This is a genomic window from Paenibacillus sp. FSL M7-0656 (genome assembly GCF_038003225.1).
GTDB classification, from domain to species: domain Bacteria; phylum Bacillota; class Bacilli; order Paenibacillales; family Paenibacillaceae; genus Paenibacillus; species Paenibacillus amylolyticus.
This window is the reverse complement of record NZ_JBBOOT010000001.1, coordinates 5,422,215-5,445,723: the sequence shown is the minus strand read 5'-3', so window position 1 is coordinate 5,445,723 and position 23,509 is coordinate 5,422,215. Positions and strand designations below refer to the sequence as shown.

Annotated in this window: 26 protein-coding genes; 12 read left to right on the top strand and 14 right to left on the bottom strand. The window is 44.9% G+C overall.

Going from position 1 to position 23,509, the window contains the following annotated elements:
- Window positions 1-96: 96 nt before the first annotated feature.
- Window positions 97-1,896, bottom strand: a complete 1,800-nt coding sequence (locus tag MHI01_RS24000; protein ID WP_340984275.1) for a M3 family oligoendopeptidase — start codon at window positions 1,894-1,896, stop codon at window positions 97-99.
- A 301-nt stretch (window positions 1,897-2,197) separates the two neighbouring features.
- On the opposite strand from MHI01_RS24000, the gene MHI01_RS23995 reads away from it, so the two are divergent.
- Window positions 2,198-2,368: a YycC family protein gene (locus tag MHI01_RS23995; protein WP_074096390.1), complete on the top strand. Its 171-nt coding sequence runs from the start codon at window positions 2,198-2,200 to the stop codon at window positions 2,366-2,368.
- The gene (locus MHI01_RS23990; RefSeq protein ID WP_017692378.1) at window positions 2,365-2,598 is read left to right on the top strand and encodes a hypothetical protein; all 234 of its coding nucleotides are present in this window, start codon (window positions 2,365-2,367) and stop codon (window positions 2,596-2,598) included. The genes MHI01_RS23995 and MHI01_RS23990 overlap by 4 nt, the downstream gene beginning before the upstream one ends.
- Window positions 2,599-2,610: 12 nt before the next feature.
- On the opposite strand, the gene MHI01_RS23985 is transcribed toward MHI01_RS23990, so the two are convergent.
- The 3 genes from MHI01_RS23985 to MHI01_RS23975 all read right to left on the bottom strand — a co-directional run bounded on the left by MHI01_RS23985 (window position 2,611) and on the right by MHI01_RS23975 (window position 4,172).
- A complete protein-coding gene (locus MHI01_RS23985) occupies window positions 2,611-3,342 on the bottom strand; it encodes a DUF2225 domain-containing protein (RefSeq protein WP_036605724.1) in 732 nt (243 codons plus the stop codon).
- Window positions 3,343-3,385: 43 nt separating this feature from the next.
- Window positions 3,386-3,763 carry a globin domain-containing protein gene (locus MHI01_RS23980; RefSeq protein WP_036605723.1) on the bottom strand — a complete coding sequence of 126 codons (378 nt, stop codon included), beginning with the start codon at window positions 3,761-3,763 and terminating at the stop codon, window positions 3,386-3,388.
- 244 nt (window positions 3,764-4,007) lie between these two features.
- Window positions 4,008-4,172: a hypothetical protein gene (locus MHI01_RS23975; RefSeq protein ID WP_155984997.1), complete on the bottom strand. Its 165-nt coding sequence runs from the start codon at window positions 4,170-4,172 to the stop codon at window positions 4,008-4,010.
- A 152-nt stretch (window positions 4,173-4,324) separates the two neighbouring features.
- Here MHI01_RS23975 and ylbJ point away from each other — a divergent pair, with 152 nt between their 5' ends.
- Together ylbJ and MHI01_RS23965 are read left to right on the top strand one after the other, a co-directional pair.
- Window positions 4,325-5,578: a sporulation integral membrane protein YlbJ gene (gene ylbJ, locus MHI01_RS23970; protein ID WP_340984274.1), complete on the top strand. Its 1,254-nt coding sequence runs from the start codon at window positions 4,325-4,327 to the stop codon at window positions 5,576-5,578.
- A 104-nt stretch (window positions 5,579-5,682) separates the two neighbouring features.
- Window positions 5,683-6,486 (top strand): NAD kinase, encoded by an 804-nt coding sequence (locus MHI01_RS23965; protein WP_036673293.1) that lies wholly within the window; start codon window positions 5,683-5,685, stop codon window positions 6,484-6,486.
- Window positions 6,487-6,513: 27 nt separating this feature from the next.
- Here MHI01_RS23965 and MHI01_RS23960 read toward each other — a convergent pair whose 3' ends face one another.
- Together MHI01_RS23960 and lipA are read right to left on the bottom strand one after the other, a co-directional pair.
- Entirely contained in the window at window positions 6,514-6,933 is a 420-nt protein-coding gene (locus tag MHI01_RS23960; protein WP_340984273.1) for a YutD family protein, read from the bottom strand.
- A gap of 14 nt (window positions 6,934-6,947) precedes the next feature.
- Window positions 6,948-7,847 carry a lipoyl synthase gene (lipA, locus tag MHI01_RS23955; RefSeq protein WP_340984272.1) on the bottom strand — a complete coding sequence of 300 codons (900 nt, stop codon included), beginning with the start codon at window positions 7,845-7,847 and terminating at the stop codon, window positions 6,948-6,950.
- A 241-nt stretch (window positions 7,848-8,088) separates the two neighbouring features.
- Between lipA and MHI01_RS23950 the strand changes: the two genes are divergently transcribed.
- Window positions 8,089-9,159 (top strand): M23 family metallopeptidase, encoded by a 1,071-nt coding sequence (locus MHI01_RS23950; RefSeq protein WP_339195450.1) that lies wholly within the window; start codon window positions 8,089-8,091, stop codon window positions 9,157-9,159.
- 87 nt (window positions 9,160-9,246) lie between these two features.
- Here MHI01_RS23950 and yunB read toward each other — a convergent pair whose 3' ends face one another.
- The 4 genes from yunB to zwf form a co-directional block, all read right to left on the bottom strand.
- Window positions 9,247-10,128 carry a sporulation protein YunB gene (gene yunB, locus MHI01_RS23945; protein WP_051446910.1) on the bottom strand — a complete coding sequence of 294 codons (882 nt, stop codon included), beginning with the start codon at window positions 10,126-10,128 and terminating at the stop codon, window positions 9,247-9,249.
- A gap of 263 nt (window positions 10,129-10,391) precedes the next feature.
- Window positions 10,392-11,036 (bottom strand): fructose-6-phosphate aldolase, encoded by a 645-nt coding sequence (gene fsa, locus MHI01_RS23940; protein WP_036605718.1) that lies wholly within the window; start codon window positions 11,034-11,036, stop codon window positions 10,392-10,394.
- An 86-nt stretch (window positions 11,037-11,122) separates the two neighbouring features.
- Window positions 11,123-12,016 carry a phosphogluconate dehydrogenase (NAD(+)-dependent, decarboxylating) gene (gene gnd / locus MHI01_RS23935; protein WP_017692367.1) on the bottom strand — a complete coding sequence of 298 codons (894 nt, stop codon included), beginning with the start codon at window positions 12,014-12,016 and terminating at the stop codon, window positions 11,123-11,125.
- A 534-nt stretch (window positions 12,017-12,550) separates the two neighbouring features.
- Window positions 12,551-14,005 (bottom strand): glucose-6-phosphate dehydrogenase, encoded by a 1,455-nt coding sequence (zwf, locus tag MHI01_RS23930; RefSeq protein ID WP_074096395.1) that lies wholly within the window; start codon window positions 14,003-14,005, stop codon window positions 12,551-12,553.
- 415 nt (window positions 14,006-14,420) lie between these two features.
- On the opposite strand from zwf, the gene MHI01_RS23925 reads away from it, so the two are divergent.
- The gene (locus MHI01_RS23925) at window positions 14,421-14,741 is read left to right on the top strand and encodes a winged helix-turn-helix transcriptional regulator (RefSeq protein WP_036605715.1); all 321 of its coding nucleotides are present in this window, start codon (window positions 14,421-14,423) and stop codon (window positions 14,739-14,741) included.
- Window positions 14,742-15,059: 318 nt separating this feature from the next.
- Here the strand turns inward: MHI01_RS23925 and MHI01_RS31030 are convergent, their stop codons facing one another.
- Window positions 15,060-15,188 (bottom strand): helix-turn-helix domain-containing protein, encoded by a 129-nt coding sequence (locus MHI01_RS31030; protein ID WP_143781133.1) that lies wholly within the window; start codon window positions 15,186-15,188, stop codon window positions 15,060-15,062.
- Window positions 15,189-15,565: 377 nt separating this feature from the next.
- Complete coding sequence (locus tag MHI01_RS23920; RefSeq protein ID WP_340984271.1) at window positions 15,566-16,723, bottom strand: Gfo/Idh/MocA family protein; 1,158 nt, start codon at window positions 16,721-16,723, stop codon at window positions 15,566-15,568.
- Between the two features lie 108 nt (window positions 16,724-16,831).
- Here MHI01_RS23920 and MHI01_RS23915 point away from each other — a divergent pair, with 108 nt between their 5' ends.
- Window positions 16,832-17,707 (top strand): AraC family transcriptional regulator, encoded by an 876-nt coding sequence (locus MHI01_RS23915; protein ID WP_340984270.1) that lies wholly within the window; start codon window positions 16,832-16,834, stop codon window positions 17,705-17,707.
- Between the two features lie 75 nt (window positions 17,708-17,782).
- Here the strand turns inward: MHI01_RS23915 and MHI01_RS23910 are convergent, their stop codons facing one another.
- Window positions 17,783-18,532 carry a DUF3600 domain-containing protein gene (locus MHI01_RS23910; RefSeq protein ID WP_127548148.1) on the bottom strand — a complete coding sequence of 250 codons (750 nt, stop codon included), beginning with the start codon at window positions 18,530-18,532 and terminating at the stop codon, window positions 17,783-17,785.
- On the bottom strand, window positions 18,519-19,106 hold the full coding sequence (locus tag MHI01_RS23905) for a sigma-70 family RNA polymerase sigma factor (protein ID WP_127548146.1): 588 nt from the start codon (window positions 19,104-19,106) through the stop codon (window positions 18,519-18,521). Before MHI01_RS23905 ends, MHI01_RS23910 begins: the two co-directional genes overlap by 14 nt.
- Window positions 19,107-19,929: 823 nt before the next feature.
- Here MHI01_RS23905 and MHI01_RS23900 point away from each other — a divergent pair.
- Genes MHI01_RS23900 through MHI01_RS23880 form a run of 5 tightly spaced genes read left to right on the top strand, consistent with a single transcriptional unit; the run spans window position 19,930 to window position 23,505 of the window.
- On the top strand, window positions 19,930-20,433 hold the full coding sequence (locus MHI01_RS23900; RefSeq protein ID WP_127548144.1) for a DedA family protein: 504 nt from the start codon (window positions 19,930-19,932) through the stop codon (window positions 20,431-20,433).
- Window positions 20,434-20,473: 40 nt separating this feature from the next.
- Window positions 20,474-21,040, top strand: a complete 567-nt coding sequence (locus tag MHI01_RS23895; protein ID WP_127548142.1) for a class I SAM-dependent methyltransferase — start codon at window positions 20,474-20,476, stop codon at window positions 21,038-21,040.
- Window positions 21,041-21,097: 57 nt separating this feature from the next.
- Window positions 21,098-21,778: a response regulator transcription factor gene (locus MHI01_RS23890; RefSeq protein ID WP_340984269.1), complete on the top strand. Its 681-nt coding sequence runs from the start codon at window positions 21,098-21,100 to the stop codon at window positions 21,776-21,778.
- Between the two features lie 49 nt (window positions 21,779-21,827).
- Complete coding sequence (locus MHI01_RS23885; protein ID WP_340033064.1) at window positions 21,828-22,871, top strand: sensor histidine kinase; 1,044 nt, start codon at window positions 21,828-21,830, stop codon at window positions 22,869-22,871.
- Window positions 22,872-22,890: 19 nt separating this feature from the next.
- Window positions 22,891-23,505, top strand: coding sequence for a class I SAM-dependent methyltransferase (locus MHI01_RS23880; RefSeq protein WP_340984897.1), 615 nt, complete (start codon window positions 22,891-22,893; stop codon window positions 23,503-23,505).
- Window positions 23,506-23,509: the final 4 nt, after the last annotated feature.

Below are 23,509 nucleotides of genomic sequence, written 5' to 3'. Positions count from 1 at the left end.
GAAAATGAGGATTCTGTACAAAAAAAGGCTGCAATCCTGTGTCTGTTAACACGGAATTGCAGCCTTTTTATATATATTCAACCTATTATATTCAACTTATTTTTCGGTTGCTGTCATCTGCAGAAACTGCTCAATATCGGCAATAACCAAGTCCGCAGCATTTTGCCAGAATTCCGGTTGTGTCAGGTCCGTACCCAGATGTTTCTGAGCAAGTTCTTCGACCGTCATACGCCCTGTATCCCGCAACAAATCATCATATTTATCTGCAAATGCTGTACCTTCCTGCTGCGCTCTTGCATAGATTCCCGCACTGAACATATAACCGAACGTGTATGGGAAATTATAGAATGGCACACCTGTCAGATAGAAATGCAGTTTGGATGCCCAGAAATGAGGATGATCTGATGCAAGCACACCGCAGAACGCTTCCTGCTGCGCCTCCACCATTAATTTGGATAATTCATCCGCGTTGACCAAGCCTTTTTTGCGTTGTTCGTAGAAACGATTCTCAAACAGGAACCGGGCATGGATGTTCATAAAGAAAGCCACACTTCGCTGTATCTTGTCTTCCAGCAAAGCCAGCTTCTCTTGCTCATCTGTTGCCGCCTGCACCAGGGCATCTGCTACAATCAGTTCAGCAAACGTGGACGCTGTCTCAGCCACATTCATCGCATAACGTTGATTCAATGCAGGCAACTCTTCCATAATGTGTTGATGATATCCATGCCCAAGTTCATGCGCAAGAGTCGACACATTAGATGGTGTCCCGGAGAAGGTCATGAAAATTCGGGTTGCTTTGCTAAGTGGCAAAGACGTACAGAATCCGCCTGGACGCTTGCCAGGACGGTCTTCTGCTTCGATCCAGCGTTTCTCAAAAGCCATCTCTGCAAACGAGGAAAGTTTAGGACTGAACTTGGCAAACTGTTCAACAATATTGATGGCTGCCTCATCGTAAGTGATTTTGCCACTTGATTTACCTACAGGTGCATCTACGTCGCTCCAGCTGAGCTTGTCTACCCCCAGCAGTTCTGCCTTGCGCTCCAGATATTGAACAAGCGCAGGTTTGGCACCGTTAATCACATCCCACATCGTATCCAGTGTCTGACGTGACATCCGGTTGATGGCCAGGGGTTCTTTGAGGATATCATGCCAGCCACGTTTCTCATATAACTTCAGACGGAATCCCGCGAGGTGATTCAGCGTGTCAGCGCAGAAATCTTCGACATCGGTCCAAGCTTGCTCCCAGTTTGCGAATACCGTCTCGCGTACATTCCGATCACTATCGCTCAGCTTGTTGGCAGCCTGTCCTGCGGAGAGCATCACCGTTTCCCCATCTTGCTCAAATGGAATGTTCACCTTGCTGACAATCGTGTTATAGAATTTGCCCCAACCATGGTAACCATCCACACCCAGATCCAGTGCAAGGCCTTCCAGTTCAGGCGACAGCTTCTCACGAGCCAGCGTGCGACTCTCGTTCAGTACAAATGCCAGCGGCTGAATATCTTCCCGAGCAATCCAAGCGTCCCACACCGAATCTGATGTCTGACTGAGTGTATTATCAAACTTCGATTTGCTGCCGTTCAGCATCGCACCAAGGGAACTGATGGCGCCTTGAAGCTGCGTTGCCTTTTTGTCCTTCTGGTTTTGCGATGAGAGGCAGGATACAAACGCAGATCCTTCCGATATGCGGATATAACAGCTTTGCAGCAGTTCCAAAATCGGATCAAATGCAGCCGTCTCTTCTAATGAACTCGGTGCAGCTGTTTCGTTCAACAGATGTTGCAGTTTACGTACATCCTCTTCCAGTTCAATCAGATACGCAGCAAATGTCTCGGAGGAAGAACCTCCACTAAAAATGGACTCCAGATCCCATACGGGGTGTAATGGTGTTTTCATTTAATAAGGCACCTCTCTCTATAAATTGGATGGTTAGGATTGAATTAAAAACTGGTTTTCTGTGAGCCATATCTCTATACTAGAGAAATAGCTACAGAGGTGGTTCAAAAAGTCCACTTTTGATTACGAATCATGCCTAACGGCATCATCAGCATCGAATATGAAATTCAGCCGAAATGTCCGTTGCTCACGTAGTTTGCCTACGCTCCGCTACTCCATTTCTAGCTTCATTCCATCTTCTCGGTACTGAAAACCAGACTTTTTGAACATGTATTCATAGTAACTTTCAGGAGGTAAACGTATGAAACCTTTACAAGTATCGGCTGATACAGCCGTCAAATTAGCAGAATCATTAGGCGTACCTTTGGAGCACCTGATGCACATGCCCCAACATATCCTGATGCAGAAGATTGCGGAACTCGCCAAACAAGAAACCTCCAAACCTTCCGCACCAGAAGGCGAACAAGAATGATTCCGTTTGAGAACAGCTGGCCTTACGATATTGTGATGGGAGACATCTATGTACAGCAATGTCCCTACTGTCACGCAAGCAACGTGCTGCTCCCCCTCAAACCCAAAGAGCTTGTGCTCATTCGCGAAGGCAAAAAGAAATTACTGGTCTTTCCCTGCTGTAATACAAGCATGACCGTGATCGACAACGACAGTGACTATTTGTTATCCAGCCGTCCTGTCCGTAACTAATGTAAGATCAACCTAGAGGGGGCTGCGCTTCGCAGCCTCTTTGTCTGTTTCCAGCATCTCTTCAGGGAGTTCCAACTTACTTGAAATCATCTGCTCACGCAGCACAGCCCACTGTTCCCTTGAAGCACGAATCATGGCCGCATCTGTGATCCGCTTGTCATGAATGACCTTGCTGAACCATTGCACTGCTTCATTAAACCGGCCTACCCTGCGGTTCAATTCCCCGAGCAAATACAACAGTTTGGCTTCATTGCCACCCGTTCCTTCACGTTCGAACACCTTCACATAGGCTTCCAGGCTAAATTCAAGAAAACGATGTTCCTGTGCATGGTCCTCCATATAACGATACAACCAAGCTATATGATGCAACAGACCAGCGACGACACGATCTTTCTCCCGGATAACCTGTGCGCACAGCAAGGCAAGCTTGTACGTTGCCAACGCCTGTTCCAGTGTTCGTGCTCCGCTATAATCACGTTTAACCCAGCGGTTACCGATCTGTTCCTTAAAAGCCTTGCGCTGAGCATCATTTAAATGCTCCGTTGCGTTCTCCGTCGTGGCAAACCCGCACTGCGGACAGATGCGAACCACATAAAAATCTGGATTCTCCAGCTTGTAGTAAGCACAAAAATCCGAATCCGTCCGGTAGGGCCTTTTCAAACTCGGTCTTACCCGTGAGGTTTCATACTCGGTTTCGCAATAATGGCAGGTCACTTTCACCTTATACAGCGGCTCTAATTCCAATCTCTTCCATCCCTCTCCCGTACGCTTATAATCATATTCGGATCTACGGTGTATTCACAAAATGATGTGCAGGCCCGGATAAACGCTGCAGGATAAACGAATGCAAGGGCTCCTCCACACCAATCTGTGTTAAGGCTTGATCCATACATGCAAGCCACGCCTCAGCCCGTTCAACAGTCACTTCAAAATGCATATGACGGGCACGCATCATCGGATGTCCAAACGCCTCGGAAAACAGCCCTGGTCCTCCAAAAAACTGAGACAAAAACATATACTGCTTGTCGATGACCGGCTGAATATCTTCCGGGAAAAGCGGAGCCAGCTGCTCATTCTGCTGAACGATCGGATAGAAAGCCTCGACCAATGCGCGAACACCTTTCTCACCGCCAAGATTGTCATAAATACTCAAACTGGGATTCATTCGTCTGATTCCCCTTTCTGATGTCGAATTTTGCCATATATTACACGTTCCGTGAACATTGTGAAAACAGTAACAATATCCAGGCCACAAAAGCCTTTATCTCCATTCTATCAAAAAAAACCAAAAAGTCCTATATAACATGAAATCATCAGGACATGTAACCTGTCATCTGTGTATAGGACCTTATTCAAAATGTAACACAAAAAAAGCGCCAACCGCTTGGGTTGGCGCACTAGATATTTCATTAATAACTCCGCCAGTCCTCTTCCTCAGAGCGTACCAGCGAGGCACGTATCACATATACAAAAGCACAGACCAGGATTCCGGTGACAAGACTCATGATCATCACTCCATCCGAATTGAATTCCACCTTGGAGACAATTAGGTGACGTTCAGGCGTTTTTCTCATTTTAGCACACATCACTCAAAAACACAGCCACTTTTGCAAGCGCTTTCTACGTATAATTTTGTACTGTTTGTCCACTTTTTTTCATATATTGATGGCAATAACACCACAGACTTCCGCACACCGACCATTCCAAAAATAAAGGAGAAGAATTCATGGCTGCTTCACAACGACTCACCCATGTCCTGGTCACACTCGCTCTCCTGACCCTTTGTGTGTTAATGGTCTTGTATCCAGCGGAAACCTGGCATGCAGGTGTACGCGGACTGTCCATCTGGTGGGACGTATTGTTTCCCTCCCTTTTTCCTTTTTTGGTGCTGTCCGAGCTGCTGCTCGGCTTTGGCATTGTTCATTTTCTAGGTACCTTGCTGAATCCACTGATGCGTCCATTGTTTCGTGTTCCCGGAAGCGGTGGTTTTGTATTTGCCGTGAGCTGTGCATCCGGTTATCCTACAGGGGCGAAACTGACCGCTCAGTTATGGGAACAAAAGCTGGTTACCCGGGAAGAAGGAGAACGGCTCGTTGCCTTCACTACATCATCCGATCCGATCTTCATGATTGGAGCGGTATCGGTTGGATTCTTCCATAATGTCGCCATTGCTCCAGTATTGGTTGCGAGCCATTACGCTGCAGCTTTTCTGGTGGGTATGCTCATGCGTTTTCACGGGGGTACAGCAAAAGGCTCACACCCAGACAGTTCTTTTGGATCTCCATCGAAGGGGATACCTAGAAACAAACTGGTCCGGGCCATCTATGCGATGCATGAAGCAAGAAAAGCTGACGGACGGGCATTCGGTGAACTGCTGCGCCAGGCAGTCTCCTCATCCCTTCGCCTTATTATTATCGTAGGAGGGCTGGTTGTATTCTTCTCGGTCATGATGGAGCTACTTGTCCAGACTGGTTGGCTTGGCGGATTATACGGGATAACCGAGCAATTGTTACGACATAGCGGACTGCCTCCATCCTTATCTCCTAGCTTGGTCGGTGGGCTGTTTGAAGTAACGCTGGGGAACAAAGAGGCTGGGAGTGCCGGGGCATCCATCCCACTCGTCTATAAAGTGGCAGCAGCAGCCTTTGTTCTCTCCTGGGGCGGATTATCCGTCCATGCACAGATTATGAGTGTTCTTAGCAACACACCCATGAGATACGGTCCATTTCTATTTGCCAGAGCAATCCATGCGCTAATCGCACCTGTGCTGGTCCTGCTGTTATGGACACCCATGATGGGGCATTCCTCTTCACCCGTTCTCATGGAGCCCGGTTTCATCCCATCGTTATCAACGTATACACCGGACTGGGGACTGATTTTCTTATCCGGAATGATTGTTTTTGTAAGCCTCATCGTGTTGTTGTTATTCCTTGCAATATTAAGTTCCATTCTCAAGCCTAGACGACATGCCAAAAAATAAGTGAACGATTCATCTATATTTAACGGAATATGCGCCCAAACGTTGTGTTCTTCCGCGGAATTGATTATCATCGGTAGTATAATGACCACAAAGGAGCTTTCATCTTGAGATACTATGTTCAAGACCGCGGAGACCAGTTATCGATTGATCTCAGTCAGCAGTTTCATGCGCTGGCGAAGGAAGAAGGGTTCAAGCTGGATGCAGAATCGCCGGAGATTGTTATCTCCATCGGGGGCGATGGTACGATGCTACAGGCATTTCACAATTTCATCGACCGTATTCCGGATATTGCTTTTGTTGGGGTTCATACAGGCCATCTCGGCTTTTACGCCGATTGGAAGAAGGAAGAATTACGGGAGTTAGTCAGGCTGATGAGTGGCAAGGGAGATCCGGAGCGTCTCAAACCACGTATTGTACAATACCCACTCTTGGAGCTTGAGATTCGTAAAAAGTCGGGGAATTCCTCTTACATCGCCCTTAATGAATTTACGTTAAAAGGTGTAGACGGTACCGTCGTAGCCCAGGTCGATATTAACGATGTGACATTTGAGATGTTCCGTGGGGATGGCATCTGTGTATCCACGCCATCAGGCAGCACGGCATACAACAAGGCCCTTGGCGGTGCCATGGTTCATCCAACCATCGAGGCGATTCAGATTGCGGAGATTGCATCGATTAATAACCGGGTCTATCGTACACTTGGTTCACCGGTTATTTTGCCCAAGCATCATCATTGTGATATTTTCTCCCGCAAGGATCAGCGGTTATTGATGACGATTGATCATGTGAATGTGATGGTGGAGGATCTGATCTCCGTCCGTTGTCAGGTATCCAGTCACAAGGTCAGTTTTGCACGTTTCCGCCCTTATCCATTCTGGAACCGGGTTCGCACGGCATTTCTTGACTAAAATAACACACCAAAAAAGCGGTCCTTCTCAGGAACCGCTTTTTGCTTTGGCTTGAGGCTGATCCTTGCTCTTCTGAAGCACAAAGTACGCACAGCCAAAGTTACAATATTCATTGATATAATCCACCATACTGGCGATTGTGGAATCCTTCGTTGCTTTTGGATGGTTATCACGGTAAAAACCTTTTAACCTCAACTGGCTATAACCCCAGTCTCCGATAATATAATCATAACGCTCCAGCACTTCACTGTAACGATCACGGAAAACCTCTGGATTCCAGCCCTCTTTGTGGTTCTGGACGATTTCATAATTTTTGCCGCCGATCTGTACAATGATCGGTTCTTTGGGCTTTTCCTCAACTGATTCAACAACTGATTCCTGAACCGGCTCCTGGATCTGCTCCTGAAGTTGGTCCTGAATCTGTTCTGTGATTTTTTCTTCTTCCAATCCGGTATCCTCCATCACGCGTGTGTTGCCGCCTGTTCAGCATGTTTGGTAGCCGATTTCACCTGTTCATGCGCATGGTAGGAGCTGCGTACCATCGGGCCGGATTCGACGTGGCTGAACCCACGTTTTAATCCTTCCTGTTTCAATGCAGCAAACTCCTCTGGCGGATAATACTTTTCAACATACAGATGTTTCTCCGATGGCTGCAAATATTGACCAATCGTCATAATATCACAGTTCACCGCACGAAGATCATCCATTGTTGATAAAATTTCATTATATTCCTCACCTACACCGAGCATAATGCTTGATTTCGTAGGGATGTTAGGTTGCATCTCTTTGGCACGAGCAAGCAATTCCAGTGAACGTTTATATTTTGCCTTGGCACGCACTTTGTCTGACAACCGCTCAACCGTCTCAATATTGTGATTCAGAATGTCCGGTTTGGCATCCATTACAATCTGCAAAGATTCCCGATTACCCAGAAAGTCTGGAATGAGAACTTCAACGCTGCACAATGGCAACCGCCGCCGTACGGCCTTCACCGTCTCTGCAAAAATCGTAGCTCCTCCATCCTTCAGATCATCACGAGCTACACTTGTAATTACACAGTGTTGCAGATTCATCTGCTCTGCTGCTTCCGCCACACGTTCTGGTTCCTGCAAATCAAGCTCCGTTGGCAAGCCTGTATTCACCGCGCAAAAACGGCATGCCCTTGTGCAAATGTCGCCCAAAATCATAAAAGTGGCCGTTCGATTGGCCCAGCATTCATAAATATTCGGACACCGCGCTTCCTCACATACCGTATGCAGCGTTTTGGAACGCATCATCGTTTTCATTTCCTGATAGTTATCGCCGGTTGTCAATTTGATCCGAATCCAATCCGGCTTCGGTTCTTTAACACGTTTAGCCAATGCATAAACCTTCTTTCTACTGAAGTTAGGCTGTTGCTCGGAACATATTATACCATGAAAGCGCTGGAAAAACCCCCATTTGTCACATCTTGTGCATTCATGCCCGATATGGACAATTTGTATAATTGGATTCCCCCCCAAGAGCTTACATGGATAAAATGAGAACTTTTGAAGAACGCTAACCTTTAGCTTGGTTCATCGGGTACCTTGTATCATTCTAATGGAAAGGGGCTGCATCCCAGTGCAACAACGCTTGACCTTCAGGCACACGTACCGCTTTTGGATCAAAACATTACTTGCAGGTACTCTGCTTCTCCCATTCTTGCCTGTTGAAGTTTACGGTGAACCCGCCCAGGCCGCTCCCAAACCACAGGCTACCGAGTTAAAACCCGCAGAAGTTTTCGCTGCACGTCGCCATTTATATGAAACCATCGGTCAGATGACTCAGATTCCCTGGTACAGGCTTGCCGCCATTGATCAGTATGAACGTACGATTACTCGCGCACACCCAAAGGATCGTAAGCATCCAGAGCGGCTTACGGGTATCTTCATGACCCCTCCGGCCTGGAGAGGATGGCTAAATCCCGATGAGACGGATCAACATCCCGAATCCATTCTTTTTTTCAAAGGATATGGACGTGATGGTTCAGGAGACGGTATAGCAGACGCCAACAATGATCAGGATGTGCTGTACAGCTTGGCTTCTGTTATTCAAGGTTACGGGAACAAACAAGAGGACTTCAACATTGCCTTGTGGGAATATTATCACAACTCCCGTGCTGTGCAACGGATACAGCAATTCGCGAAGTTATATGAGCATTTTGACAATCTGGATCTGTTCGGACATGCCTTTCCGGTCCCGCTCGGAACCAACTACTCCTATCGCAGTACCTGGGGGACAAAAAGAAGCTGGGGCGGTTATCGCATTCATGAGGGAACAGATATTTTCGCTCCGCATGGCCTGCCTGTACGCAGTACCTGTTACGGTGTCGTGGAGATCAAAGGCTGGAACCCGTTTGGCGGCTGGCGCATCGGAATTCGGGATTTGAACAACCATTATCACTATTACGCCCATCTTTCGGGTTTTGACAAAAGTGCACGCATCGGTGAAGTGGTTATCCCCGGTCAGGTCGTAGGTTGGGTTGGCAGTTCGGGTTACGGGAAACCTGGAACACAGGGCAAATTTCCTCCGCATCTGCACTATGGTATCTACCGGGACAGCGGACTGCACGAATGGTCGTTCGACCCTTATCCACAACTGAAACATTGGGAACAGGATGAACGCAAACAAAAGAACAAGAAAAGTAAGTGAGACGAGGATATGCACGATAAGTATTCGAAAAAGGGACCTCTTTAATAGAGGCCCCTTTCTTTGCTTTACAATTCAAATTTGTGTGTATCATGGGTGCGCGTCCTTATTGAGCTGTAATCCCCCATTCACATCAGGCAGATCATCCGGTTCAATTTCTTCAAGTTCATTCCCTTGCAAATGGTCTGACGGCGTTTGTTGCTGATTCTGGCTAGGGGGATTCGTAGTTACTCCATTACCGCTTGATACACCCGTATGACCTGATGGCAGCGCAATAGCTGGGGCATTACTGCCGTTACTGCCCACTGGCTTGCCCTGATTATCGTAATAATACATTGGCACATCCCCAACAACCAGAAGGTAGGAAATCGGGATTTCCGTATCGACCGTTTCGGGTTCCATGTCGAAGGGTACCACGACCGCAACCTCAGCAATGATGTGAATGTACACTTCCACCAAAATCATGTTAATACCCGCATTCTGTTGACGGGTGTTCAGATCCACTTTGACAGCGCCTTGGGGCTCAATACGGACCGGTATACTCGGGCCAAATGAAGCCAACACCGGACTGCCCAGCGCCTGCCCCAGCGGGATTTTTTCTTTTAACATGTGTACATTCTGCAGCGTGGATTGCACAATATTCATCGTACTTGCAGTGATTCGCATATGTTCATTGTAGTTCAGCATGAAACCGGACACTTTCCCGGCGGTATCCGTCTTCCAGTCAATCAATCCTTCGTTGGTTTTGCCATCGGCAACCTGTGCTGTAATCGCCTTGTTGATCGCTTCAGTTGCAATCTGCTTCACTCTAATCTTGGCCAAGTGCATGATGGGGGGCTTCATCTTTTTATCCACATAAGCAAAGCCCTGCATCAAACAAAACGCGGTGACCAATAAAATGATCAACCACATTTTGCGTTTGCCGCTTGGCGGCTTACGGCGTCTCCGGCTTCGCCATTTTCTTCTCATCATCGAAGTGTCCCTCCCCTACGGGATGAGCTATAGGCTATATGTTAACCTTATGCACCGTTGTCCCGAAAAAGAAGGACAGTACGTGGACACTGGACAGAAAGTAACAACAACATGAAAGGGACAAGTACTCCTCATTGGTTAAACTAACCTCGAATCGGATACTACATAAACAGAGATAAAAAAACCTTTCACCCGCAAATTACTCTGCAAGGCGAAAGGTTTTATGTTCAGACCACCCAAAGATTCAGGCCAGGTCTATCCTTTTATTTCGGAACAGATTCCCAGTCTTTCAGGAAACGTTCAATTCCGCTGTCCGTAAGTGGGTGTTTCCAAAGTGTCGGCAGAAGCGAACCCGGAATGGTGGCAATATGCGCACCGGAAAGGGCTGCATCCTCTACATGTTTGATATTGCGAATGCTTGCTGCGATAATCTCGGAAGGCAGATCATACATGTCCAGAATAAGACGCAGATCACGAATCAATTTCATACCATCCACCGCAATATCATCCAAGCGACCAACGAATGGACTGATATAGGTTGCACCGGCTTTCGCCGCCATCAGGCCCTGTGCTGCGGAGAAAATCAGCGTCACATTGGTTTTGATCCCTTTTTGCGTCAACTCATGACAAGCGTACAGCCCATCTTCGGTCATCGGCAATTTAATGACTACATTTGGTGCCCATTCTGCAATTTCATAAGCTTCCTTCAACATATCCTCGGCTTTGAGACCGATGACTTCAGCACTGACCGGGCCTTTAACAACGCCACAGATCTCCTGAATGACTTCTTTAAATACGCGACCTTCTTTGGCAATCAAAGACGGGTTAGTCGTGACTCCATCCACCAGACCCAGACGTTCGATCCGTTTGATTTCTTCCACATTCCCTGTATCCAAGAAAAATTTCATGATATGTTCCCTCCACTTGATGAATTCGTAAACACGATATAAGTCATTACCCGATGTTCATCATATGTTAACAGTTATATATAAAATTAATTTTTCTCTACTGCATGACCGCCAAATTCATTACGCAATGCTGCTACCACTTTACCTGTGAATGTATCTGTTTCCAGGGAACGATAACGCATCAGCAAGGACAAAGCGATAACCGGTGTAGCGGTTTGAAGATCAAATGCCGTTTCTACCGTCCAACGTCCTTCACCGGAAGAGTGCATTACACCTTTAATCTCATCGAGGTTTGCATCTTTGGAGAAGGCACGTTCTGTCAGCTCCATCAACCAAGAGCGGATAACGGAACCGTTGTTCCATACGCGAGCCACTTGTTCGAAGTCGAAGTCAAATCCACTTTTCTCCAATACGTCAAAACCTTCACCGATGGATGCCATCATACCGTACTCGATACCATTGTGAACCATTTTGAGGAAGTGACCGCTGCCTGCTTTACCAGCATACAGGTAGCCATTCTCCACGGAAGTGTCTTTGAATGCAGGTTCAACGATTGCCCAAGCTTCCGGGTCTCCACCGATCATATAACATGCTCCATTACGTGCGCCTTCCATACCGCCAGATGTACCTGCATCCATGTAATGAATGCCTTTAGGTTTCATCTCTTCGTAGCGACGAATGGATTCTTTGTAGTGGGAGTTACCCGCTTCAATAATGATGTCGCCCTTGGACAACAATGGGCTAACTTCAGCCAATACAGCGTCTACTACGTTGTGGGGAACCATGATCCACAATACACGTGGGGATTCGAGCGAAGCCACCATCTCTGCGTAAGAAGATACGCCTTCAGCGCCGTATTCTTTCATTTCATTTACTGCTTCAGCGTTCAGGTCAAAAGCAACCACTTCGTGTTTGTGATCAATCAGGTTTCTACCCAGGTTCAATCCCATTTTTCCTAATCCGACAAGTCCAAGTTTCATTTCAAAATCCTCCTGTTATGAACAATGTTTAAATTTCATTTTGTTGCAGAGCGCCAGACTACATTGCCGTTTCGCAGCAACCGTTCCGGTTACGGCTCGTTCTTTCGATCGCTGTTGTATCCAAATTTCTTTTCATCAACCTTTAAATTGATGAAATTTGGATACAAAGGCGAACGCTTTGCTTCTACAGAATCGATTCCGTACCCTACACTACATCGCTACTTAGGCAAAAAAATCAGTGCGTCCGCTAATCTATATTCAAAAATTTTCACGGCCTTCCGGCCAATAACCGGAAGGACTTATGCAAAATTGGAACGGTATGATTCGTAATAGTTACTGTATATCTCAGTATTTTGCATCATTCGATCCAACTTGATCCTGAGTACAAGCTCTAGGGGAATAAAACATTTCGTTCTATATCCTGTTAACTTGGAAAGGTTTGTTTGGATTTGTGCAAATGATTATTTGTGAGCAGAACGGATTGTAGTGTTGTCTTTACTATTCTGTTCTCTTGTGCTCACTTTTTTGTTTCACTTACCACCAACGATAGCCGTCTGCTGCTGTCAAACGATCTGCTGACTCTGGTCCATGCGAACCTGCGCTGTACGTATCCAGTGGTACGCTGCCTGCTTCGAATGCTTCCTGAATCGGTTGCACCCATTGCCATGCCAGCTCCACTTCATTCCAATGTGCAAAGAAGGTGGAATCTCCACGCATCGCATCAAAGATCAGATTCTCGTAAGCTTCAGGGATGTTACGTTTACCCGAGTTGAAGGTCATATGCATTGGTTCCACTTCACCATGGTTCAATGGATTCTTCGCATTTAATTGAAGCGAGATACTTTCTCCCGGACCAATTTCAATCGTCAGCAGATTAGGTTCTGTTGTGTTTTCGGATTCATGACCGGTCTTCAGTGGAGACTTGAATTCAACAACGATTCGGGTGGATTTCTCAGCCAGGCGTTTACCTGTACGGATATAAAATGGAACCTCGCTCCAGAATGGATCATCGATCCAAAGTCTTGCGGCAACATAGGTCTCGTTCTGAGATCCGGCTGGAATACCAGGCTCGTCCAAATATCCAACAACCGAGGAACCTTGCAGCTCACCTGCTGCATATTGCGCACGAACAACTTCAGAAGCGATATTTTCTTTTGTCAACGGACGAAGTGCCTCAGCAATTTTTTGCTTTTTGAATTGAATTTCTTCCGGTGTGCAGCGTTTTGGCAAATGCAAACCAATCATCATCAGCAACTGAAGCATATGGTTTTGGAACATGTCACGAAGGGCTCCACTTTGGTCGTAATACGCGGCACGTTCTTCAACACCCACCGTCTCACTTGCCGTAATCTGTACATTGGCAATATAACGGTTAGACCACAACGCCTGAATCACCGGATTTGCATAGGTGAGCGTCTCAATATTTTGAACCATCGGTTTACCGAGGAAATGGTCAATGCGATAGATTTCTTCTTCCGCAAAGGTATTGCTCAGTTTTTCGTTCAGATCACGAGCTGATTGCAGGTCGTGTCCGAATGGTTTTTCGATAATCAGTTTCTTCCAGCCTTTGGTGTTACCCAGGCCACTTTCTTGAATGTTCAATGCGATTGGCTCAAAGAATTCCGGTGCCACCGACATGTAGAACATGCGGTTTTCGGGAATGTTAAGCTCTTGTTCACGCTGTTGAACCAGTTCCAACAGTTTGGTGTAATCTTCAAGCTTCGTATTATTTAAAGAACAATAACGGAAAGCTCCAATGAAATCACGAACCTGAGATGCTTCTTCCGGCGTCTGACGTGAGAATTCATGCAGTGACTTTTCAACATTCGCCTGGAAGTCCGTATCCGACAATTCACGTCGTCCCAATCCGATAACGGAGAAAGATTTCGGCATTTTCTGATCCATGTACAAGTTATATAATGCAGGGTAAATCTTGCGTTTGGCTAAATCGCCTGTTGCCCCGAACAGGACAAATGTCATTGCATCCATTGGAGTGCCTCCTGTGATCTGTGCAGTATAGTATATGATGTTGCAAAATGTTCAAATCCAAGCATGACAAAAGACGGAATAAGTGGGTGTGTTCCCCGCCTTGCCTCCGTTTATATAACACGCCTGAATTCAACCATGGAACATTCCTTCTCTCCACAACCTGTGTTTAGGTTATAAATTGTAACCATTTGAATTAACGTTACCCATATTACACCTGTCGTCACAATTCGTCAATAATCGTGTCGAACCTGTGAACTCCAGTGTTTATAGGGTTTTTATTTGATGATAACGCTTTATGTGGTAACATTAAGAACAATTGGTATGTGACATTTTACACATATGGCCTGTGGACAAGTAGGTTACAATAAGTATACTAATGATATTACAAGCAATACTAAACCAAAGGAGTACAATCATGAGCGATGATGAGAATGCCAAGCAAATATGTACAAAAGTGGAACAATCTTATCAGATCATTGGCCGAAAATGGGTAGCCCTCATTATCCATGCGTTGATGGAGGAACCCAAACGCTTCAGTGAGATTCACGCTTATATCCCTGACTTGAGCAAACGTGTGTTAAATGAGCGAATGAAGGAATTGGAGGAAGAAGGACTTGTGGTTCGCCATGTGGTCACGGAACGTCCAGTTCGGACTGAATATATGTTGTCACGAAAAGGAACGGAACTGGGGAGAGCGCTAAGCGCCGTGGAACGTTGGGCTGATAAGTGGCTGTAACAGCTTGAGGAAAACCTTAATGTTTATTTAGCTTGAAGGTTACCGATGTGTAATCCCGGAGGTGGAGTATCGCATTTAGCAATTGGCTAATGCAATCCGTATCCGGGATTTTTCTAATTCAAACGGTAAATACTAATTGTATATATAGAGACGTAATAACGCTATTATTTTGCAAACTCAAAATAATGCTTACTGCACCGTTCAAACTTTTTCCGATAATACAACGGGCTCGTCCCGGCAGATTTGCGAAATAACTGGATGAAATACATCCGTTCGGAAATCTGGCACGTCTGCCAATCTCCTCCACCGAAAATGTTATTATATATCAAGGCGTAAGTAGTCCTGCTTCAACCTTCGAGCTGTGACGTAATCCGTAATGCTGCTACCTGTCTCTTGATGAAAAATACGGTAAGCATACGATTTGGACAGGTGAACATCTGCCGCCATCTGGTCCAATTTGATCTCATATTTGAAATGCTTTTCAATCCACTACATCTTCTTCTCCGAGTGTCTCAAATGACGTGAATCCGCTAAATGTGAAAGCGTTTCATTTGCGCCTTCTTTCTGTTGATCCAACCGACTCAAAATCTGAAGCAAAACAGCACTGATTCTTCCTATTCTCCCTCACACGACTACGAGACTGATTGTAGCTCTCATCGATCCAATCCCTGACTATGGAGATTATGATCTTGAAGCGATTGCGAATTAAATGGATGGAAAAACCGGGGGTATTATTTTTTATGGTGATGTAGGTGTAATCGACCTAGTACAAAAAAAGATGCCCATTCTCACTTATGTGAGGAGCATCTTTTTCACGTAAAATACTACGAATCCAACTTGCTCCCGAGTGTAATACTCGAATCCTCGAAGTTGTCCACAGTCGTCTTTTTTTCATAAAAGTGTACGGCATGTTGCATAATTCCTTCTCTTGTGTAAAACGCGTCTTCCGACCCAAGTGGAAAAACAACCTTTTCTCCCGTACTTGCCGACTTATAGATACCCACAATCAGTTCAAGCGTATTCCGACCACTTTGGCCATCCACCAGAAGGGGAGATCCTGTCTCAATAGCATTTAACACATTCTCAACTTGCCCAGCGTGACCGACATGAATAACATCTGGTAATTCGTCAGCGAGCTTCTGAATCTGGTGTTCCAACTCTCGATTCGGTTCCGGAAATCCGTTATTCCGGGCGGTAGAAGCAACGACTTTCCAAGGTGCAGATACCCGGGCTTCTTTGCCCTGAAAAATTAACTGCTGATCCTCTCCGTGATGTACGACGGAACTGGTAATCATGCCAAGCGCCCCTTCCTGGAAGCGAAGCATCGACATGGATATATCCTCAACTTCGGCATTATCATGTGCCGTATTTGCCATCATCGCCTGTAATTCCACTGGAGGTCCCATCATCCAAAGCATGGCATCAATATGATGCACCGCATGATTAAGGGTACAGCCTCCGCCTTCTTTTTCCCATGTCCCGCGCCACCACAGATCATAATAATTGTGGCCCCGCCACCAGAACGAATCAACCTGCACATGTACAATCGGTCCCATCCGTTTACTGTCCAGCACACCTTTTAGCTTCATCATTGGTGTCGTAAAACGATTCTGTGCTACTACGGATAACAACTTACCACTTGCTTGCGCTGCCCTCAACATCAGATCCGCTTCCTCCAGGGAAGATGCCATCGGTTTTTCAACCAACACATGTGCACCTGCTTGCATGAAATCACACGCAATGGGAGCATGCGTATACGGTGGTGTACAGACTGATACCAGATCAATGTTTAGGGCAAGTAACTCTGTGTAATCCGTGACAGCTTGTGCACCTTCCAGACCATATTCATTAATTCGCTTCTGTGCTTTTTCCACGTAGATATCGACCACAGCAACAATCTGACATCGCTCAGGGAACGCCAAATATGCTGAGATATGTGCTCCACTAATTGCACCTGCTCCGATAATCGCCACTTTTAACATCGTTGCATACCTCCCTTATTCCCTTCACAATACACAATAATAAAGCGCTTTTATGCGTTCATCTTGTGCTAAAATAAAACTATCTTGCGCATGATAAGGGAGGCATTGATGAAGTCCATCTTTCTGGGAGAACAATTTAATCTGGTCTGTCGTCGTGCATCCAACACTACGTTTCGCGAAGTGTTTCATGCTCATTCGCAGATGGAGATAACATATATCCATGAAGGATATGGGCAGTTGATAACCGAAGGTCAGGTTTTCTCCCTTGAACCTGGTATGCTCATGATTTTTCGACCTTTTCAATTGCATCACGTCCAGATTCAAGTATCCAGACAGCAGCCTTTCATTCGAAATGTACTCATGGTTGAGCTTGATATATTGAAGGCACTTTGGTCGCATTTTGTGGCGAATCACTACTTCATACAGGATCTGCTGGGAGAGCAATCCCCCATTCAGCCGATCCGACTTGCTGACACTTCCCCACTCGTTCAACGAATGGAGCAATATGCAGATACGTATCCAGGTCTGCTTCCCCACGAAGTAGAAGAGGATACACACCTCTTTTTATTGGATCTGTTCGCACAGCTTCGCTATCTGTGGCAAGATGGGCAACAGCGCCGCTCCCAGGATGTACTCTCGTCCAGTGCAAGCGTTCTTCCACCTCATGCCGAAGCCATCATGCAATGGATTGAACAGCATTACCATGAGCCTTTTCGTTTGGAGCATATCGCAGATACACTTCATTTATCTCCCTATCATCTGTCTCATGTTTTCAAAAAAGCGACCGGAACCACAATCGTTGCTTATGCTCAAGCCACCCGCATTCGTCATGCCTGTGTGCTGCTCACCCGTTCCTCGCTCACCGTTCCCGAAATCGGTCACCGTGTTGGTATGACCAGCCCCTCCTACTTTTGCAAAGTATTCCGTACTACCACAGGCTCTACACCACATCAATATCGGCTGAAAGTGCAGGGGAGGAAGTAATGGATCACAACAACAAGAAAGAAGCGAAAGAATTCACTTCTCCGCTTCTTCTCGTACAAACCGATTTCACTTGCTTCACCGCACATCAAGCCCCAACTTCTCCAAATACGGAATAAGTCGCTCTCTTAATTGCCTCAAATCATCCTTCTGTTCCACTGACAAGCGCTCATCATGAATGCTTCCATCCTTGTCTACCACCATCACTTCATACGCCTTCATTTGTTCATACACAGATTTGAACTCGGTAAACTCCTCTTTAGTTAACATCTCCTCCGCCCGCGCCAACTGCTCCGTCCAGAATTGTTGCTCATTCATAGGATCCTTTTGTGAAGCAGTACTCACAGCTTCCAGCTTCTCGAAAAACGGTTCCAGCTCAGCTACAAGAAGGTTATATCGTTCCTGCTCCACTGTACTCCACTGCTCTGGATACATATTGCCCTGAGAATCGGCATACTTCACGGCCATTTGCCCTAATTGCTTCAGCAAGTCCATATATTGAACAAATTCTTCTTCGCTGAAATGGGCCTTGGCCGTCTGCAGCTTTGCTTCCAACCTCATATAATCCTCAGCTGTTCCCCCCATAGCTTTGATATTCTCCTGCGAACCATATATTCCGTCTGCGAGATAGGTGTATCCTGCGTAGGCTCCGGTGGGAATAATGAGCACAACAGCTAATAGTCCAGTGATCAGCCATTTTTTTCGATTTCTTCTGATGTGCGAATTACTTCGAATACCATCCATCATTTTATGTTTAATTCTCGCAGGAACGGACCAGTCTTTGGTCTCTTCCTGGTAGGCTGTTCGCAACTGTTCATCGAGTTTCATGCAGATCCTCCACCTTTCCCCGCAATCTTGGATTCATCTTCTCTTTCTGTCTTAACTTCGCCAGCGCCGCATGTATGCGCGATTTTACGGTTCCAAGCGGAATCTCCAATATGCCAGCAATCTCCTCTTGCGTGTATTCATTCAAATAATGAAGTGTAACCACCTGCTGCAACTTGTACGGCAAACGGTGCACCTGTTCCAGCAGAGGACGATTTGCCAGTTTGTTGACCAGATCAGTGGAAAAATCATATTCTAGTCCCACGTCAGATCTTTCGATCCGCTTGCCAAACCGAAACTGCATCAACCTTTTGCGTCGATAACTCTGAACCTGTCGCATCGTCACCCCCATCAACCAGGGACGAAAAGCACGCTCCGCATCATATCGCGCCAATGATCGATACGCCTGAATGTAAATCTCCTGTACTACATCCTCCGCATCAGACTTGTCCTTGATGAGAAATCGCACAGTTTGATATATCCTCGTCACTGTTTTCTCATATAATTCTCCATAAGCTTCTTCATGCCCCGCCCGTATTAACGTTACAAGTTCTATGTACTCATCTTGCTCACTCATTATCTATCCCCCTCCTCCTTACACTATATATTGGCATGCCAGCATCATATCGTTCGATTTATTTATTGATCTGGTGTTTATCATGATATAATATACCTAATTTTGTTATTATTGGAGTTTCTGCATCTGAGTTATAAGATCCCCTTTGGTCTTTTGCTATTATCTTATTTCGATCATCGGATTGGTAATCGCCAGAAGCTACTTCGCGGCCTACGCCACGGTATACAGACTTATTGGGATATTGGTTATCTTATCGTCTCTTTTTCTTTCGAAAGCGGATATAAGGGAGTAACTTAGCAGGGGTGGTCACTACTGTAATGAAACTTTTCAGCAAATTGTACTCAGAATATCTCCTGATTCCACGACCTTTACGTTTGTTGTTTCTATGGGGATGGATTGTTTTGTTTTTTGTTGCTGGTAAAAAATTTAACTGGTTCTACTTCCTACAATAATCTGATTTCAAAGAAGTCTGATCCCCAGGGACATCAAAAAAGAGCTGAGTCGTCATTATGACGTCTCGGCTCTTCTTTGATCATCCTCTTCCTTGCAGATAAAGATATAGGTAATCAACTCGAGCTCGCCTATACGTTCCTTTTTGAGGCAAACTTTATTTGGTATTCAGAAATTCATATCACTTGATCACCGCTCCTAAATATGTCTACCTGTTCAAGTCTTGCCAGTACGTTGGCAAGGCTTTTTTCTCTTAAACATAAGTTGTTTGGCTTTGCTTATGTATTCTTTAGATTTTCTTTAGATTTATGCTCATTAATTCCTTAGTTTTTTTAATTAAGATTGCTATATCAACAAGAGAGGAGGCAAAACAATGATCAGTAATACGATCTTAGAGCTACTTCATCAGTATGGTTATCTGATTTTTTATTTTGCCTTCTCATTAGGGCCTTTCGGTATTCCAATCCCAAATGAAATCACGATTATCAGCGGTGCCATTTTGAGCCACACAGGAGTTATCAATTCATGGATCACATACTTCTGTATTTTATCAGGACTATTAACAGCCATTACCTTTGCTTATTTTGCAGGGAAGTTATTTGGACCCAAGATAAAACACAGATTCCAACATCATAGACACTTCGTTAAGGCTGAACTCATTCTGAATAAAAGTGGCAATTGGGCGATGTGCATCGGTTTGTTCATTCCAATCGTGCGATATATTCTCCCTTTAGTGATGGGACTCAGTGGCGTGCAGTATAGAAAATTTGCTCTTATCTCCTATTCCAGTGCTTTGTTATGGACCATAACGTATTTTACAGCGGGAATTTACTTCGGTGGCCCCATTCTATCTACGCTTCATTTATTACATTTCTAACTGGTTTGGATAACATACCATCACATTATGGAGGAACCCTATGAATTCCAATGAACCTGTTTTATTTTTGAAAAGCTTTCTGCAAAGCCCTAAACATGTCGGCAGTATCATACCCAGTTCCCGGTTTCTCGCCAGCAAAATGGTGAAGCAAGCCTCTTGGCTAGAGGCAAAAACAGTCGCCGAGCTTGGATCGGGTACAGGTCCGATCACTCGTTATATTCATCAACAAGTACAGGATTCCACCAAAGTCCTATTGTTTGAGATGAACGAAACGATGAGGAACACTCTTAAGACGACATACCCGGAGTTCTCCTGTTATCCAGACGCCGCTCGATTGGTAGAATCTATGAATCAAGAGGGCATTCAGCAACTGGATTACATTTTTAGCGGATTGCCGTTTTTCAACTTTGAACCTGAATTAAGAAATACGTTGGTAGACCAGATCCATAAGGCACTCAAACCTGGAGGATTATTCATCGCCTTTCAATATTCACTTCAAATGAAAAAAACATTATCCGAACACTTTATCATCGAAAAAATAGAATTCGTGCCTTTGAATATACCTTCTGCGTTCGTTTATGTCTGTCGCAAAAAGGAAACAATTTAAACATTCCGGACGATCGTTTACACTGATGTTATCCTAATTTTTAAGGAGTGTTGAATTATGAATACCGTTCTTGTTGTTGATGATGAACCCGATATCCGGGATGTCATTCATGTCTATTTACGTAACGAAGGATATCAAGTCATTGAAGCAGCCAATGGTGAGGAAGCACTAAATATTATCAAAACAACATCGGTCCAACTCGTAATACTGGATGTTATGATGCCCATCATGGACGGAATCAAAGCCTGCTTCAAAATAAGAGAAGTATCACCCACTCCCATTATTATGTTATCCGCCAAGGAAGAAGACATTGATAAAATCACGGGCCTGACTACCGGGGCTGATGATTATATGGTCAAACCGTTTAATCCACTAGAATTGCTGGCTCGCGTTAAAGCTCAGTTACGACGTCAAACACTGATCGGAAAACCAGAATCCAATTCACTTATCCTGATCAAGGACCTTGTCATTGATACCAGTAAACATTCTGTGAAGCTCCAAGATAATGACATTTCGCTTACACCACTGGAGTTCTCCATTCTGGTGTTGCTTGCCAGCCATCCTGGACAAGTATTTAGCTCCGAGAAAATTTACGAAACCGTATGGAAAGAACCTTACGGGTATTCAGATAATACGGTGATGGTCCACATTCGTAACCTGCGAGAGAAATTGGAAGTAAATCCGCGGGAACCTCATTACATTAAAACGGTATGGGGAGTGGGATATAAAATTGATTAAACGATTACCACATTTTAAAAAAAAGATACAGATTAACATCCTATATCAAATGTTGATCAGTTTATTGATTTCGTTTGTTGGCTCTGTGGGTGTAAATAATATGTTGATCATAGCTGCCGCAAAAATTAGTGAAAGATTTAATTGGCCTTCGCTCCTCTACATTTTCCCTTACGTTCTAACACCAATCTTTATCGTAATTTTCACGTTATTTTTTTTGTTTTCCACACGAAAAATTGTGAGAGATCTCATTACATTAGAGCAAGGACTTCAAATCATATCTGAAGGAAATCTGAATTATAGGGTGCCCGTTAATCGACAAGATGAACTTGGACGCGTTGCTTCCAACATCAATCATATGACAGAACAGTTAAAGCAACAGATTGCTAAAGAACGCGAATTGGAGCAATCCAAGATGGACATGATCACTGGCATCTCACATGACCTGCGTACACCGCTTACCAGCATAATTGGCTATATTGAGCTTCTCAAATCAGAATCATTTCAAGACAAAGCAGAGTATGATCGTTTCATCCAAAATACCTATAACAAAGCAACGCATTTGAAGAAGTTACTCGATGATTTATTTGAATATACGCGTCTTAACGAAGTGAACACCCAATTGGATTTGAAAAATATTGACTTCTGTCAGCTATTGGACCAATTGTTGTTTGAATTCGAACCTTTAGCTCAGGAGCATGGGATTCGTATTGAAAAAACACTCGGTAATGCTCCAATCATGGTTTCCCTGGATAGTGATAAGATCGCTCGAGCCATCGACAATCTCCTCATGAATGCACTCAAGTATTCCTTTAAACCGGGCACGATTCATGTTCGAATGAGTGTGCAGCATAATCACGTTACCATTGAAGTAGAGAATAAAGGCATACCACTAACGATAGAACAAAAAAACAGACTGTTTGATCGCTTTTATAAGGTGGATTATTCGAGGAATAGCGAAGGTATTCAATCAGGATCTGGTCTGGGACTTTCTATTGCGAGAAATATTGCGGATTTACATCAGGGGACTTTAACACTAAAACATACGCGTAACGTATTTATATTCCAACTAAGCTTGCCTTCTAACATCCAGTGATACATCAATAGCATTGATAATGGAGGATACCGCGATGAAAACATTCGAACCACTTCTTTTTCTGCAAGGATTTCTGAGGAACCCCAAACGAGTAGGCAGTGTCCTCCCCAGCTCCAAATATTTGGCTAAGAAAATTGTCCAGTCTGTACGATGGGATGAGGTAAGAACCATTGCTGAGCTGGGGCCAGGAACAGGGGCCGTCACACATCTCATGAGAGCACATTTACCGAAATCTGCAACCGTGTTTTTATTTGAAAGAGACCCCAAAATGAGAAGTAATCTGAAGAAAACATATCCTGAATTCATGTTCCATTCCAATGCATCCTATCTATTAAAAAGGATCAATCAAGAATATATCCAACAGTTGGATAGCATCATTTGCGGACTGCCCTTTTTTAATTTTTCCAGAGAAATGAGACAAAACATCCTGTCACAGATCCATACAGCGCTCCGACCTGGAGGCACGTTAGTTTTATACCAGTACTCCCTTCATATGAGGAAACAATTAGCTGAGTTATTTGAGATGGAGAAAATTCAATTTGTGCCTTTCAGCTTCCCTCCTGTTTTTGTATATGTTTGTCGTAAAAGACAAGATGAAGGACAATGTGTATCGATCGACTTGAGGAAGACTTGATTTA

What these genes read in the sequence shown, in the direction of transcription:
- MHI01_RS24000 (WP_340984275.1), bottom strand. Translation starts at nt 1,896, where the DNA reads ATGAAAACACCATTACACCCCGTATGGGATCTGGAGTCCATTTTTAGT.
- MHI01_RS23995 (WP_074096390.1), top strand. Translation starts at nt 2,198, where the DNA reads ATGAAACCTTTACAAGTATCGGCTGATACAGCCGTCAAATTAGCAGAA.
- MHI01_RS23990 (WP_017692378.1), top strand. Translation starts at nt 2,365, where the DNA reads ATGATTCCGTTTGAGAACAGCTGGCCTTACGATATTGTGATGGGAGAC.
- MHI01_RS23980 (WP_036605723.1), bottom strand. Translation starts at nt 3,763, where the DNA reads ATGAATCCCAGTTTGAGTATTTATGACAATCTTGGCGGTGAGAAAGGT.
- MHI01_RS23975 (WP_155984997.1), bottom strand. Translation starts at nt 4,172, where the DNA reads ATGAGAAAAACGCCTGAACGTCACCTAATTGTCTCCAAGGTGGAATTC.
- ylbJ (WP_340984274.1), top strand. Translation starts at nt 4,325, where the DNA reads ATGGCTGCTTCACAACGACTCACCCATGTCCTGGTCACACTCGCTCTC.
- yunB (WP_051446910.1), bottom strand. Translation starts at nt 10,128, where the DNA reads ATGATGAGAAGAAAATGGCGAAGCCGGAGACGCCGTAAGCCGCCAAGC.
- fsa (WP_036605718.1), bottom strand. Translation starts at nt 11,036, where the DNA reads ATGAAATTTTTCTTGGATACAGGGAATGTGGAAGAAATCAAACGGATC.
- gnd (WP_017692367.1), bottom strand. Translation starts at nt 12,016, where the DNA reads ATGAAACTTGGACTTGTCGGATTAGGAAAAATGGGATTGAACCTGGGT.
- zwf (WP_074096395.1), bottom strand. Translation starts at nt 14,005, where the DNA reads ATGGATGCAATGACATTTGTCCTGTTCGGGGCAACAGGCGATTTAGCC.
- MHI01_RS23925 (WP_036605715.1), top strand. Translation starts at nt 14,421, where the DNA reads ATGAGCGATGATGAGAATGCCAAGCAAATATGTACAAAAGTGGAACAA.
- MHI01_RS31030 (WP_143781133.1), bottom strand. Translation starts at nt 15,188, where the DNA reads ATGGCGGCAGATGTTCACCTGTCCAAATCGTATGCTTACCGTATTTTT.
- MHI01_RS23920 (WP_340984271.1), bottom strand. Translation starts at nt 16,723, where the DNA reads ATGTTAAAAGTGGCGATTATCGGAGCAGGTGCAATTAGTGGAGCACAT.
- MHI01_RS23915 (WP_340984270.1), top strand. Translation starts at nt 16,832, where the DNA reads ATGAAGTCCATCTTTCTGGGAGAACAATTTAATCTGGTCTGTCGTCGT.
- MHI01_RS23910 (WP_127548148.1), bottom strand. Translation starts at nt 18,532, where the DNA reads ATGAAACTCGATGAACAGTTGCGAACAGCCTACCAGGAAGAGACCAAA.
- MHI01_RS23905 (WP_127548146.1), bottom strand. Translation starts at nt 19,106, where the DNA reads ATGAGTGAGCAAGATGAGTACATAGAACTTGTAACGTTAATACGGGCG.
- MHI01_RS23900 (WP_127548144.1), top strand. Translation starts at nt 19,930, where the DNA reads ATGATCAGTAATACGATCTTAGAGCTACTTCATCAGTATGGTTATCTG.
- MHI01_RS23895 (WP_127548142.1), top strand. Translation starts at nt 20,474, where the DNA reads ATGAATTCCAATGAACCTGTTTTATTTTTGAAAAGCTTTCTGCAAAGC.
- MHI01_RS23890 (WP_340984269.1), top strand. Translation starts at nt 21,098, where the DNA reads ATGAATACCGTTCTTGTTGTTGATGATGAACCCGATATCCGGGATGTC.
- MHI01_RS23885 (WP_340033064.1), top strand. Translation starts at nt 21,828, where the DNA reads ATGTTGATCAGTTTATTGATTTCGTTTGTTGGCTCTGTGGGTGTAAAT.
- MHI01_RS23880 (WP_340984897.1), top strand. Translation starts at nt 22,891, where the DNA reads ATGGAGGATACCGCGATGAAAACATTCGAACCACTTCTTTTTCTGCAA.